The sequence below is a fragment of the Streptococcus cristatus ATCC 51100 genome (genome assembly GCF_011612585.1).
GTDB lineage: Bacteria > Bacillota > Bacilli > Lactobacillales > Streptococcaceae > Streptococcus > Streptococcus cristatus_H.
Genome location: NZ_CP050133.1, coordinates 1919089 through 1932316, shown reverse-complemented (window position 1 = coordinate 1932316; position 13228 = coordinate 1919089). Strand labels below are relative to the sequence as shown.

11 protein-coding genes, 1 tRNA gene and 2 rRNA genes are annotated in these 13228 nt (G+C 45.3%); 13 read left to right on the top strand and 1 reads right to left on the bottom strand.

What is annotated here, in order from left to right:
* Positions 1-28: 28 nt before the first annotated feature.
* The 12 genes from HBA50_RS09510 (at position 29) to HBA50_RS09455 (ending at position 11880) form a co-directional block, all read left to right on the top strand.
* Positions 29-2926 (top strand): 23S ribosomal RNA (locus HBA50_RS09510).
* A gap of 100 nt (positions 2927-3026) precedes the next feature.
* Positions 3027-3142 (top strand): 5S ribosomal RNA (gene rrf / locus HBA50_RS09505).
* A 5-nt stretch (positions 3143-3147) separates the two neighbouring features.
* Positions 3148-3221: transfer RNA gene (locus HBA50_RS09500), tRNA-Asn, on the top strand.
* A gap of 168 nt (positions 3222-3389) precedes the next feature.
* The gene (locus HBA50_RS09495; RefSeq protein ID WP_005591284.1) at positions 3390-3833 is read left to right on the top strand and encodes a zinc-dependent MarR family transcriptional regulator; all 444 of its coding nucleotides are present in this window, start codon (positions 3390-3392) and stop codon (positions 3831-3833) included.
* Positions 3830-4540: a metal ABC transporter ATP-binding protein gene (locus HBA50_RS09490; protein ID WP_005591283.1), complete on the top strand. Its 711-nt coding sequence runs from the start codon at positions 3830-3832 to the stop codon at positions 4538-4540. The genes HBA50_RS09495 and HBA50_RS09490 overlap by 4 nt, the downstream gene beginning before the upstream one ends.
* Positions 4533-5339, top strand: coding sequence for a metal ABC transporter permease (locus tag HBA50_RS09485; RefSeq protein ID WP_045498201.1), 807 nt, complete (start codon positions 4533-4535; stop codon positions 5337-5339). The genes HBA50_RS09490 and HBA50_RS09485 overlap by 8 nt, the downstream gene beginning before the upstream one ends.
* Before the next feature lie 9 nt (positions 5340-5348).
* On the top strand, positions 5349-6851 hold the full coding sequence (locus HBA50_RS09480; RefSeq protein WP_045498198.1) for a zinc ABC transporter substrate-binding protein AdcA: 1503 nt from the start codon (positions 5349-5351) through the stop codon (positions 6849-6851).
* A 146-nt stretch (positions 6852-6997) separates the two neighbouring features.
* Positions 6998-7441, top strand: coding sequence for a CopY/TcrY family copper transport repressor (locus HBA50_RS09475; protein WP_045498194.1), 444 nt, complete (start codon positions 6998-7000; stop codon positions 7439-7441).
* Positions 7441-9702, top strand: coding sequence for a heavy metal translocating P-type ATPase (locus HBA50_RS09470; protein WP_052687622.1), 2262 nt, complete (start codon positions 7441-7443; stop codon positions 9700-9702). Before HBA50_RS09475 ends, HBA50_RS09470 begins: the two co-directional genes overlap by 1 nt.
* A gap of 1 nt (position 9703) precedes the next feature.
* Positions 9704-9919 (top strand): heavy-metal-associated domain-containing protein, encoded by a 216-nt coding sequence (locus HBA50_RS09465; RefSeq protein ID WP_045498191.1) that lies wholly within the window; start codon positions 9704-9706, stop codon positions 9917-9919.
* 68 nt (positions 9920-9987) lie between these two features.
* Positions 9988-10551 (top strand): DUF6287 domain-containing protein, encoded by a 564-nt coding sequence (locus tag HBA50_RS09460; protein WP_045498187.1) that lies wholly within the window; start codon positions 9988-9990, stop codon positions 10549-10551.
* 198 nt (positions 10552-10749) lie between these two features.
* Positions 10750-11880 (top strand): ABC transporter ATP-binding protein, encoded by a 1131-nt coding sequence (locus HBA50_RS09455; protein ID WP_005591277.1) that lies wholly within the window; start codon positions 10750-10752, stop codon positions 11878-11880.
* Between the two features lie 69 nt (positions 11881-11949).
* Here the strand turns inward: HBA50_RS09455 and HBA50_RS09450 are convergent, their stop codons facing one another.
* A complete protein-coding gene (locus tag HBA50_RS09450; protein WP_005591276.1) occupies positions 11950-12798 on the bottom strand; it encodes a methyltransferase domain-containing protein in 849 nt (282 codons plus the stop codon).
* A gap of 151 nt (positions 12799-12949) precedes the next feature.
* Here HBA50_RS09450 and HBA50_RS09445 point away from each other — a divergent pair, with 151 nt between their 5' ends.
* Positions 12950-13228 carry a DUF6110 family protein gene (locus HBA50_RS09445; RefSeq protein ID WP_000910910.1) on the top strand — a complete coding sequence of 93 codons (279 nt, stop codon included), beginning with the start codon at positions 12950-12952 and terminating at the stop codon, positions 13226-13228.

Here is a 13228-nt window from a genome sequence, read left to right as displayed (position 1 = left end):
GAGTTTAAGACTGAAAGGTCAAAAATAAGGTTAAGTTAGTAAGGGCGCACGGTGGATGCCTTGGCACTAGGAGCCGAAGAAGGACGTGACAAACGACGAAATGCCTCGGGGAGCTGTAAGTAAGCGCAGATCCGGGGATGTCCGAATGGGGGAACCCAACAGGTACTACCTGTTACCCATCTCTGTTAAGGAGATGAGGAGGAAGACGCAGTGAACTGAAACATCTAAGTAGCTGCAGGAAGAGAAAGCAAAAGCGATTGCCTTAGTAGCGGCGAGCGAAACGGCAGGAGGGCAAACCGAAGAGTTTACTCTTCGGGGTTGTAGGACTGCAATGTGGACTCAGATTTTATAGAAGAATGACATGGGAAGGTCAGCCAAAGAGAGTAAGAGCCTCGTATTTTAAATAGAATCTGTACCTAGCAGAATCCTGAGTACGGCGGGACACGCGAAATCCCGTCGGAATCTGGGAGGACCATCTCCCAACCCTAAATACTCCCTAGTGACCGATAGTGAACCAGTACCGTGAGGGAAAGGTGAAAAGTACCCCGGAAGGGGAGTGAAATAGAACCTGAAACCGTGTGCCTACAACAAGTTCGAGCCCGTTAATGGGTGAGAGCGTGCCTTTTGTAGAATGAACCGGCGAGTTACGTTATGATGCGAGGTTAAGTTGAAGAGACGGAGCCGTAGGGAAACCGAGTCTGAATAGGGCGAATTAGTATCATGATGTAGACCCGAAACCATGTGACCTACCCATGAGCAGGTTGAAGGTGCGGTAAAACGCACTGGAGGACCGAACCAGGGCACGTTGAAAAGTGCTTGGATGACTTGTGGGTAGCGGAGAAATTCCAAACGAACTTGGAGATAGCTGGTTCTCTCCGAAATAGCTTTAGGGCTAGCGTCGACATAAAGATTCTTGGAGGTAGAGCACTGTTTGGGTGAGGGGTCCATCCCGGATTACCAATCTCAGATAAACTCCGAATGCCAATGAATTATGGTCGGCAGTCAGACTGCGAGTGCTAAGATCCGTAGTCGAAAGGGAAACAGCCCAGACCACCAGCTAAGGTCCCAAAATAATTGTTAAGTGGAAAAGGATGTGGGGTTGCACAGACAACTAGGATGTTAGCTTAGAAGCAGCTATTCATTCAAAGAGTGCGTAATAGCTCACTAGTCGAGTGACCCTGCGCCGAAAATGTACCGGGGCTAAAACAATTTACCGAAGCTGTGGATACCTTTATAGGTATGGTAGGAGAGCGTTCTATGTGTGGCGAAGGTGTACCGTGAGGAGCGCTGGAACGCATAGAAGTGAGAATGCCGGTATGAGTAGCGAAAGATGGGTGAGAATCCCATCCACCGTAAGACTAAGGTTTCCAGGGGAAGGCTCGTCCGCCCTGGGTTAGTCGGGACCTAAGGAGAGACCGAAAGGTGTATCCGATGGACAACAGGTTGATATTCCTGTACTAGAGTATGAAGTGATGGAGGGACGCAGTAGGCTAACTCGTGCGTACGAATGGATGTACGTCTAAGCAGTGAGGCGTGGTATGAGTCAAATGCTTATACCTGTAACGTTGAGCTGTGATGGGGAGCGAAGTTTAGTAGCGAGTGAGTGATGTCACACTGCCAAGAAAAGCTTCTAGCGTTGTATCATACTCTACCCGTACCGCAAACCGACACAGGTAGTCGAGGCGAGTAGCCTCAGGTGAGCGAGAGAACTCTCGTTAAGGAACTCGGCAAAATGACCCCGTAACTTCGGGAGAAGGGGTGCTGACTTTGGTCAGCCGCAGTGAATAGGCCCAAGCAACTGTTTATCAAAAACACAGCTCTCTGCTAAATCGTAAGATGATGTATAGGGGGTGACGCCTGCCCGGTGCTGGAAGGTTAAGAGGAGTGCTTAGCGGTAACGCGAAGGTATGAATTGAAGCCCCAGTAAACGGCGGCCGTAACTATAACGGTCCTAAGGTAGCGAAATTCCTTGTCGGGTAAGTTCCGACCCGCACGAAAGGCGTAATGATTTGGGCACTGTCTCAACGAGAGACTCGGTGAAATTTTAGTACCTGTGAAGATGCAGGTTACCCGCGACAGGACGGAAAGACCCCATGGAGCTTTACTGCAGTTTGATATTGAGTGTCTGTGCCACATGTACAGGATAGGTAGGAGCCTATGAGATCGGGACGCCAGTTTCGATGGAGGCGTTGTTGGGATACTACCCTTGTGTTATGGCCACTCTAACCCGGATAGGTGATCCCTATCGGAGACAGTGTCTGACGGGCAGTTTGACTGGGGCGGTCGCCTCCTAAAAGGTAACGGAGGCGCCCAAAGGTTCCCTCAGACTGGTTGGAAATCAGTCGCAGAGTGTAAAGGTATAAGGGAGCTTGACTGCGAGAGCTACAACTCGAGCAGGGACGAAAGTCGGGCTTAGTGATCCGGTGGTTCCGCATGGAAGGGCCATCGCTCAACGGATAAAAGCTACCCTGGGGATAACAGGCTTATCTCCCCCAAGAGTTCACATCGACGGGGAGGTTTGGCACCTCGATGTCGGCTCGTCGCATCCTGGGGCTGTAGTCGGTCCCAAGGGTTGGGCTGTTCGCCCATTAAAGCGGCACGCGAGCTGGGTTCAGAACGTCGTGAGACAGTTCGGTCCCTATCCGTCGCGGGCGTAGGAAATTTGAGAGGATCTGCTCCTAGTACGAGAGGACCAGAGTGGACTTACCGCTGGTGTACCAGTTGTCTCGCCAGAGGCATCGCTGGGTAGCTATGTAGGGAAGGGATAAACGCTGAAAGCATCTAAGTGTGAAACCCACCTCAAGATGAGATTTCCCATAACGCAAGTTAGTAAGAGCCCTGAGAGAAGATCAGGTAGATAGGTTAGGAGTGGAAGTGTGGCGACACATGTAGCGGACTAATACTAATAGCTCGAGGACTTATCCAATTTTCATTGAGCGCAGCTTTTGGCAAGTATTGTGAGCTTTGAGTAGTTATTCAATTTTGAGTTGACAAGGCAATAAGATATTGCAAGTTAATTCAGCAAGTTAAGTGACGATAGCCTAGGAGATACACCTGTACCCATGCCGAACACAGAAGTTAAGCCCTAGAACGCCGGAAGTAGTTGGGGGTTGCCCCCTGTGAGATATGGTAGTCGCTTAGCTATTATCCGCCATAGCTCAGTTGGTAGTAGCGCATGACTGTTAATCATGATGTCGTAGGTTCGAGTCCTACTGGCGGAGTAAATGAGCATATGAGAAAAGAGCACTTAGCTCTTTTTTCTTTCTCTCTATCGATGCTTTTGCATTGTTTTAGAATCAGAGTGTTACTATAGTTGGAGCTTGACTCTTTTCTTTTTTGTGGTATAATTAACCGGTAAAGTTTTAACCGGTTAAGAAAGGAAGCGAAGGATGGGGCATTTAGCAGAGAAAATTAATCATTTTTTGAATGAGGTTATATTGACAGCTGAGAATCAACATGAAATCTTGGTCGGCTCTTGTACGAGCGATGTGCAGCTAACGAACACGCAGGAACATATCTTAATGCTCTTGTCTCAGGAGTCTTTGACGAATTCTGATCTAGCTAAAAGACTGAATGTTAGCCAGGCTGCTGTAACTAAAGCTGTTAAGGCTTTGGTGGAGCAAAAGATGTTGGAAACATTCAAGGATAAGAAGGATGCTCGTGTGACTTTTTACCGATTGACTGATTTGGCACGACCGATTGCGGAAGAGCATCAACATCATCATGTTCATACTTTGGAGACTTACCAGAGATTGGCAGAGCAATTTTCTTCTGATGAGCAAGAAGTGATTGTGAAGTTTTTGGATGGTTTGATTGGAGAAATTGGGAAATGAGATATATCACAGTGGAAAATCTGTCCTTTTACTATGACAAGGAACCTGTGTTGGAGTATATTCATTACTTTTTGGATAGTGGCGAGTTTGTAACCTTGACAGGGGAGAATGGGGCTGCTAAGACGACACTTGTCAAGGCTAGTCTGGGGATTCTGCAGCCTAAGCATGGCGAGGTCAAGATTTCCAAGACCAATGAGAGAGGCAAGAAATTGAGAATTGCTTATCTTCCGCAGCAGATTGCTAGTTTTAATGCAGGTTTTCCTAGCACGGTTTACGAGTTTGTTAAGTCTGGCCGCTATCCGCGCAAGGGTTGGTTTCGACGTTTAAATGAACATGATGAGGAACATATCAAGGCCAGTTTGGAGTCGGTTGGAATGTGGGAACATCGGGACAAGAGGATTGGTTCTCTCTCTGGTGGTCAAAAGCAGCGGGCTGTGATTGCTCGTATGTTTGCTTCGGATCCGGATATTTTTGTCCTAGATGAGCCGACAACAGGGATGGATGCAGGCAGCAAGGATGAATTTTACAAGCTCATGCACCATAGTGCTCACAAGCATGGAAAAGCGGTCTTGATGATTACACACGATCCAGAGGAAGTTCGCAAATATGCTGATCGCAACATTCATCTGGTCCGTAATCAGGACTCACCTTGGCGCTGTTTCAATGTGCATGAAAGCGACAACGGACAGGAGGTGAGTCATGCTTAATCTATTTTCCTATGATTTTATGCAGCGAGCCTTTTTAGCAGTTATTGCCATGAGCCTCTTCTCGCCGATTTTAGGTACTTTCCTTATTTTACGTCGTCAGAGCCTCATGAGTGACACGCTTAGTCACGTTTCACTGGCAGGTGTGGCCTTTGGTTTGGTTCTAGGTTTGTCACCGACCTTCACAACAGTAGTGGTAGTTATAATCGCAGCAGTCTTCTTAGAGTACCTGCGCACAATCTATAAGAATTTCATGGAAATCGGGACAGCCATTCTTATGTCAACCGGCTTAGCTATTTCCTTGATTGTTATGAGTAAGGGTAAGAGTTCTAGCTCGATGAGTCTGGATCAGTATCTGTTTGGCTCTATTGTGACTATCAGTAGGGAGCAGGTGATTTCTCTTTTTGTCATTGCTGCTGTGGTGCTTGTCTTGACCTTCCTCTTCATTCGGCCTATGTATATCTTGACCTTTGATGAGGATACGGCCTTTGTGGATGGGCTGCCTGTGCGGACTATGTCTATTCTCTTTAATATTGTGACGGGTGTTGCGATTGCCCTCATGATTCCAGCTGCGGGTGCTTTGCTGGTTTCGACCATTATGGTCTTGCCGGCCAGTATTGCCCTGCGGATTGGGAAAAATTTCAAATCGGTCATTTTGTTGGCAAATGCCATCGGCTTTTTTGGTATGATTGCCGGACTTTATATTTCTTACTATGCAGAGACGCCAGCAAGCGCCAGCATTACGATTATCTTCGTCAGCTTGTTCTTGCTGGTGAATCTGGTCAAAAAATTTATGAAATAGGAGCAGAAAATGAAAAAAATTAGTTTACTATTAGCAGGTTTACTGAGTATTTTCTTAGTAGCTTGTTCCAATCAAAAAAATGTAGATGGCAAGCTCAATATTGTCACGACTTTTTATCCTGTTTATGAGTTTACCAAGCAGGTGGCTGGAGATGAAGCCAATGTTGAACTTCTAATCGGGGCTGGTACAGAGCCGCATGATTATGAGCCTTCAGCTAAGGCAGTTGCGACGATTCAGGATGCAGATGCCTTTGTCTATGAAAATGAAAACATGGAGACTTGGGTTCCTGATTTACTAAAAAACTTGAAAAATAAGGAAGAAAAGGTTATCAAGGCGACTGGAAATATGCTTTTGCTGCCTGGTGGTGAAGAGGAAGAAGACCACGACCATGGGGAAGAGGGGCATCATCATGAATATGACCCCCATGTTTGGTTGTCTCCGAAGCGAGCTATTAAAATGGTGGAGCATATTCGAGATAGTCTGAGCAAGGCCTATCCTAACAAGAAAGCTGCCTTTGAGAAAAATGCAGCGGCTTATATCAAGAAGCTAGAAGCCTTGGATAAGGAGTTTGAAAATGGTTTGACTAATGCCAAGCAAAAGAGCTTCGTCACTCAGCACGCTGCCTTTAACTATTTGGCATTGGACTATGGCTTGAAACAGGTACCAATTTCTGGACTTTCACCAGACAGTGAACCATCCGCTTCACGCTTGGCTGAATTGACCGAGTACATCAAGAAAAATAAAATCAAGTATATCTACTTCGAAGAAAATGCTTCCCAGGCTTTGGCTTCTACTTTGGCTAAGGAAACAGGAGTAGAGCTTGATGTATTGAATCCGCTGGAAAGCTTGACAGAAAAGCAGACCAAGGACGGGTCAGACTATATTTCGATCATGCAGGCTAATCTAAAGGCTCTCAAGAAAACGACGGACCAAGAGGGAGCAGAGATTACGGCTGAGAAAGAAGAGGATACTAAGACAGTTCAGAATGGCTACTTTGAAGACAGCGCCGTCAAGGATCGAACTTTGTCTGACTATGCTGGCGAGTGGCAGTCTGTATATCCTTATCTGAAAGACGGCACCTTGGACCAGGTCTTTGACTACAAGGCTAAGCTGACTGGCAAAATGACGGCAGCTGAATACAAGGACTACTATGACAAGGGCTACAAGACGGATGTTTCCAATATCAATATCACAGACAAGACCATGGAATTTGTGGTAGATGGAAAATCCAAGAAATATACGTATAAATACGTTGGTAAGCACACACTGACTTACTCTAAGGGAAATCGTGGAGTTCGCTTTATGTTTGAAGCGACAGATGCGGATGCTGGGGAGTACAAATATGTTCAGTTTAGCGACCACAACATTGCACCGACCAAGGCAGCTCACTTCCATATCTTCTATGGTGGTGAGAGCCAGGAAGCGCTCTTTAATGAGCTGGAAAACTGGCCAACCTATTATCCAAGTAAGTTGACCGGTCAAGAAATTGCCCAAGAGATGTTGGCGCACTAATAGAATAAAGTAAGAAGACGGGACTATCCCGCCTTCTTTTTTATAGATGAGGAAGTGACGATAAAAAGGCTTGACAATTTTCGATTACAGATGTAAACTAATATAGAACTGGATTACAAATGTAAATATCAAGGAAGTGTTAAACAATGGAACAGCAAAATATGAGCCAAGCAGAATGGCAAGTGATGCGTGTGCTATGGGCGTATCCACACAGTCGCAGTACAGAGATTATAGCGCGGTTGGAAGCCGATTTTTCCTGGAAACCGGCAACCATCAAGACCCTTTTGAATCGTCTGAAAACCAAAGAATTTATCGCTATGGAAAAAATAGAAGGTAAATTTTACTACAATGCTCGGATTTTAGAAGCGGACCATCTGGAAAGTACTTGGCAGGCTCTTTTTGACAATATCTGTAATACTAAACATGGAGATCTTTTGATTTCGATGATTGAGAGAAGTCAGTTCAGTCAAGGGGACTTGGAGCGGCTCAGCCAAGTCATTGATAAGAAAAGAGCTTCGGCTCCGCTAGAAATCAAATGCCACTGCCCTCAAGGTCAGTGTCGTTGCGGGCACGGAAAGGAGACACATTGATGAGCGAGAAGAAAGAATACAAGCTCTCAGGCATGACCTGTGCTGCCTGTGCTATGACGGTGGAGATGGCGGTCAAGGACTTAGAAACGGTCGAGGATGTCAGTGTCAATCTGGCGACAGAACGTCTCAGTTTGCTGCCTAAGGCGGGATTTGATAGCCAGCAAGTGCTGGATGCTGTAGCCGAGGCCGGTTATCAAGCTGAAGAAAAAGGGAAAAACAAGCCGTCTGACGTAAACGAAGAGGCTGTAGCTAGAGCGCAAATATTACGAAGAAAGAAAAAAGAGCTACTGATTCTTTTATTTACAGCTCTGCCCTTGCTTTATATCTCTATGGGAAGTATGATTGGTCTTCCCTTGCCTAGCTTCTTGGACCATATGAAGCATCCCTTGGTCTTCGTTCTTTCACAACTGCTTTTGACTCTGCCTGCTGTGTGGATCGGGCGCGGCTTCTATCAGAGAGGATTTCGCAATCTTATCAAGCGACATCCTAATATGGATAGTTTGATTGCGGTGGGAACCAGTGCAGCATTTTTCTACAGTCTCTACTCGGTCAGTCAGGTTTTTCTAGGTCATCATGCCTTTGTTCATCAGCTTTACTTTGAGTCGGTTGCAGTAATTATTAGCTTAGTTCTTCTGGGTAAATATCTGGAAAGTTCAGCAAAGGGTCGAACGTCTCAGGCAATTCAGTCTCTGCTTGAGCTAGTGCCTAGTCAGGCGACAGTGATTCGCTATGGTGAGGCTGTGACCATTGATACAGAGGACATCCGAGTTGGAGACATTATCCGTATCAAGCCAGGGGAGCGTATGCCGGTAGATGGCCTTGTGACGGAGGGACAGACCTTTGTGGATGAGTCCATGATGACTGGTGAAAGTGTCCCGATTGAAAAGAAGGTCGGCGATACCATTACTAGTGCAACAATCAATCAAAATGGTAGTATTGACTATCAAGCAACTAGGGTTGGTTCGGATACTACCTTAGCTCAGATTGTTAGATTGGTGGAGGAAGCGCAAGGGTCTAAGGCACCGATAGCGGCTTTGGCCGATAAGATTTCGCTTTATTTTGTTCCAATCGTGCTGAGCTTGGCTACTTTATCTGCATTTGGCTGGTATTTTCTAGCTGGTGAGAGTCTTAGCTTTTCCCTGTCAATCTTTATCGCAGTTCTGGTCATTGCCTGCCCTTGTGCGCTGGGGTTAGCCACTCCGACAGCCATCATGGTTGGGACTGGTAAAGGGGCTGAAAATGGCATTCTGATTAAGTCTGGTCAAGCATTGGAAGCTGCTTATCAGCTGGATACTATTGTTCTGGATAAGACTGGGACGATTACGGTTGGTAAGCCCAGTCTGACGGATTTGTTACCTTTAGGTGCTTTTAATCGCTCTGACTTGTTGCAGCTAATAGCCAGTGCTGAGCAGCATTCTGAGCATCCTTTGGCTCAGGCTATCTTAGAAGCAGCTGAAGAGGAGGAACTTGACTTGCTGCCTGTCAGTCATTTTGAGGCTATGGTTGGACGAGGTTTGTTAGCTCAGGTTGAGGACAGACGGCTTCTGGTGGGAAATGAGTCTTTGATGAAAGAAGAGCACATTGATAGCAGTTCTTTTCAGGAACAGTTGTTAGAGCTATCTCAGGAAGGAAAAACAGCCATGTTTGTCGCAATAGATGGACAGCTGGCTGGTATTTTAGCGGTAGCAGATGAGATGAAATCCAGCAGTCTGTCGGCTGTGCAGGAGCTCCAGTCTATGGGACTAGAAGTCATCATGCTGACAGGAGATCGTGAAGAAACAGCGGCAGCTATTGCCCAGAAAGCTGGAATCCAAAAAGTTATCGCAGGTGTATTGCCAGATGGGAAGGCCACTGCTATCAAGAACTTACAGGAAGCTGGGAAAAAACTGGCCATGGTCGGGGACGGTATCAATGATGCACCAGCTCTGGTTCAGGCAGATGTGGGAATTGCCATCGGTTCAGGCGCAGATGTAGCTATTGAGTCGGCAGATATAGTGCTCATGCATAGTGATTTGCAGGATGTAGTCAAGGCTATCAAGCTCAGTCAGGCCACCATTCGCAATATCAAGGAAAATCTCTTCTGGGCTTTTGCCTACAATACACTAGGCATCCCAATTGCTATGGGGCTATTGCATCTTTTCGGTGGTCCCTTGCTCAATCCGATGCTGGCTGGTCTGGCCATGAGTTTGAGCTCAGTGTCAGTTGTTGCCAATGCTCTGCGTCTCGGACGCTTTAAAATGAAGAAATATATGGAGAAATAACATGAAACAAACAGTCCAATTAGAAAACTTATCTTGCCAAAATTGTGTCAAACACGTCACCAGGCATTTCCTGTCTATGGAAGATGTGTCAGATGTGACAGTAGATCTGGGCAGGCAGACTGCAGAAATTATTACAGAGAGACCCCTGACTGTAGAGGACTATCAGGCGGCTTTGAGAAAAACCATCTATAAGGTCTTAGCGGTGCAGGATAACTGAGCTAACTTGTAAAATAGGCCGAAAAAGTCTATAATATTAGTAATCATTTATTGGATAAGGAGAAAGCCATGAAGCAGAAAATAGTCTATCCTTTGTTATGTTGCTTAGCTCTATTGACTTTGGCAGCCTGCTCTAGTAAGTCAGTTAATTCTACTCAGACAAGTTCGAGTACTACTCAGGAATCTTCTCAAGTAGCTTCTAGTCAGAGTGTTGCAGAATCGTCTTCTTCTGCCACAAGCAGTCAAAGCTCAGCAGAAGTTAGTCCAGAAAAGACGCAAGAGGAGAAAAAAGCAATGGATATTTCGGCCTTGGCCAATGGAGACTACTCCAGTGTAAAAGGAACCTGGCAGAATGCTGCTGGTCACCAGCTGGTGTTCAATGATAAAGGGTTAGTTTCTGATAGCTATGAGCTGTACGGAGCATCGTTAACGGATTATGGAACGGCTTCTGGCGGTGTATACGGCGGTGAAACTGGTGGTTTCTTGCTAGAGTTCATTCCAAAAGGTGTCAAGCTTGCGAATAAAGAAAATTTCCAAGATAGCTCAGATGCCAGCCAAGATCGTCTGTGGACGGGAGTTGGGATGAATAGCTTTGATGAACAAGGTCAATTTTATTATCGTGTTACTAACTAGTCGTGTAGGATAGAAATTTTCTATCCTATTTTTTGTTTTAAAAGAGTAGTTAGTTAAAATATGATAAAAAATTGTGCAAACGTTTGAATAAATGCTTGAAATAATAATTAAAAAAGGATATAATATTTTTATGAAAGCGCTTTGAAATTTTTAGGGGTTTCAAAGGCAACTATTTTCACATAAAGTAAAGGGGAACTTATGGTTGAGTTAAATCTGAAAAATATTTATAAGAAGTATCCAAATAGTGAGCACTATTCTGTTGAAGACTTTAATTTGGACATTAAGGACAAGGAATTTATCGTTTTCGTCGGTCCATCAGGATGCGGGAAATCCACAACGTTGCGTATGATTGCAGGTCTTGAGGATATCACAGAAGGAACAGCGTCAATCGACGGTAAAGTGGTCAATGATGTGGCACCGAAAGACCGCGATATCGCTATGGTCTTCCAGAACTATGCCCTCTATCCACACATGACAGTCTACGACAACATGGCTTTCGGGCTCAAACTGCGCAAGTATAGCAAGGAAGATATCGATAAACGGGTGCAAGAAGCAGCTGAAATTCTTGGTTTGAAAGAATTCTTGGATCGCAAGCCAGCGGACTTGTCAGGTGGTCAACGTCAGCGTGTTGCTATGGGTCGTGCCATCGTGCGTGATGCAAAGGTTTTCCTAATGGACGAGCCTTTGTCAAACTTGGATGCGAAGCTGCGTGTTTCCATGCGGGCTGAGATTGCCAAAATCCACCGCCGTATCGGAGCAACAACCATTTACGTTACCCACGACCAGACAGAAGCGATGACGCTTGCAGACCGGATTGTTATCATGTCAGCAACCAAGAACCCTGCTGGAACTGGAACCATTGGTCGAGTAGAGCAGATCGGTAGTCCACAGGAAGTCTACAGAAATCCAGTCAACAAGTTTGTGGCGGGATTCATTGGCAGCCCAGCGATGAACTTTATCACTGTGACACTTGAGGGGAATGAAATCGTTGCCGATGGCTTGCGTTTGACAGTGCCAGAAGGAACGCTGAAAGTTCTGCGTGAGAAGGGTTATGACGGCAAGAAATTGATCTTCGGTATTCGTCCAGAAGACATCAATACAGAACCTGCCTTCTTAGAGACCTTCCCAGATTCTGTGGTTCATGCGACCATCTCTGTCTCTGAGCTTTTGGGTTCTGAGTCTCACCTTTACTGCCAAGTTGGTGATAGCGAGTTTATCGCACGGGTAGATGCTCGTGACTACTCAGAAACAGGTGCAGGTATTGACCTTGGTTTTGACCTGAACAAGGCGCATTTCTTTGATTTCGAAACAGAGAAAACAGTTTATTAAAATATGAGTTATAAAAAAGATAGTCAGCAAGCCAAACGGAATGCATTTGGTCTGCGGACTATCTTTTCTTTATTTTGCTTTTCCGATAAGAATGGTAGCGGCAATAGTTACTTGGGTGAGGTCAGTCCAGTCGATCTGGTCTTGCTCAACGTGAAAGAGGAGTGGTGTCATCGCTAAAAGAGCGGCTCTACTTTCGGCAGTCAAGGAGTGGCTAGACTCAACATTGATTTCAGAGATTATATCGAAGTGCTCTCGGAAATGCTGGATGACTTCTTGGTTAGAGTAATCCTTGTTGCTGAGCTGTCTAGCGGCTTTTTGGCGAATTTCTTGAAGATGGCGCTCGGTGGGGATGACCTTGATGAGGAGGGCATTGTCAGACATGACTCGCCGAAATTCCTGATAATTGGCTGGAGAAAAGATGTCTAAAATGATGTCCATGCTGGCATCTTGTAGCGGTAGCTTGGCCAAATCACCGACGAACCAATTGACTGCGAAACTGCTGTCGCTCTTGGCCGCCAACTGAATGGAATCTTTTGAAATATCGAAAGCATAGAAGGTTTTTTGGGGATGGGTTTCTTGGAGTTTACGAGAGTAGAAGCCCTCACCGCATCCAATATCTAAGACTGTTTTAGCAGATTCTGAGCTTGCAAGCAAGTTTGAGACAGCCTCTAAGATAGCTTGGTAGAATCCTGCTTCTAAGATCAACTGCCGATTTTGAAAACTGGCCTTATCGTAGTCTTTGGGCTGCTTGATTTGAGGTGCTAGATTGACATAGCCAAACTTAGCCAAGTCATAAGAATGCCGATGTTGGCATTTAAGGCTGCTATCCATCAGCTGCAGCTCTTCCTTGCAGATGGGACAGGCAAAAGCGGTCGCTGTGGCAAAACGCTGGAGTTTGGGTTTGAGGTTTGTATTCATAGTTTAAGTGTATCAAAAGAGACAAGTGAAAGCAACTTTAGGAGTAAGTAGATGGGAGATTCAGTAGAAATAAAACTAATTCTCCAATTTATAAAATGAAATTGCTTTTATATCTAAATTTCTATATAATAATGATAAGGAGGAAATAAGTATGTTAAAAGAAGTATTAACCGTTGCAAAAGTTGCGAAAAAATCTTCACTATTTTTGGGTGGTGTCGCATTTGGTACCCTTGGCTTGAAAATCTTAGCAAGTAAGGAAGCTAAAAAAGGTTATTCTAAAGCTTTGGCTAAGGCTTACAAGTTGAAAGACGGGCTAGATGCATCTGTTTCTGTTGTGAAACAACATGGAGACGATGTCTTGCAAGATGCCAAATATTTGTACGAGCAAGAGAAAAAAGAAGAGCAATTAGATAGCCTTATAGGGGAATAA

Coding starts and splice junctions, on each gene's coding strand:
- HBA50_RS09445 (WP_000910910.1), top strand. CDS start 12,950: ATGTTAAAAGAAGTATTAACCGTTGCAAAAGTTGCGAAAAAATCTTCA.
- HBA50_RS09470 (WP_052687622.1), top strand. CDS start 7,441: ATGAGCGAGAAGAAAGAATACAAGCTCTCAGGCATGACCTGTGCTGCC.
- HBA50_RS09455 (WP_005591277.1), top strand. CDS start 10,750: ATGGTTGAGTTAAATCTGAAAAATATTTATAAGAAGTATCCAAATAGT.
- HBA50_RS09460 (WP_045498187.1), top strand. CDS start 9,988: ATGAAGCAGAAAATAGTCTATCCTTTGTTATGTTGCTTAGCTCTATTG.
- HBA50_RS09475 (WP_045498194.1), top strand. CDS start 6,998: ATGGAACAGCAAAATATGAGCCAAGCAGAATGGCAAGTGATGCGTGTG.
- HBA50_RS09450 (WP_005591276.1), bottom strand. CDS start 12,798: ATGAATACAAACCTCAAACCCAAACTCCAGCGTTTTGCCACAGCGACC.
- HBA50_RS09480 (WP_045498198.1), top strand. CDS start 5,349: ATGAAAAAAATTAGTTTACTATTAGCAGGTTTACTGAGTATTTTCTTA.
- HBA50_RS09465 (WP_045498191.1), top strand. CDS start 9,704: ATGAAACAAACAGTCCAATTAGAAAACTTATCTTGCCAAAATTGTGTC.
- HBA50_RS09495 (WP_005591284.1), top strand. CDS start 3,390: ATGGGGCATTTAGCAGAGAAAATTAATCATTTTTTGAATGAGGTTATA.
- HBA50_RS09485 (WP_045498201.1), top strand. CDS start 4,533: ATGCTTAATCTATTTTCCTATGATTTTATGCAGCGAGCCTTTTTAGCA.
- HBA50_RS09490 (WP_005591283.1), top strand. CDS start 3,830: ATGAGATATATCACAGTGGAAAATCTGTCCTTTTACTATGACAAGGAA.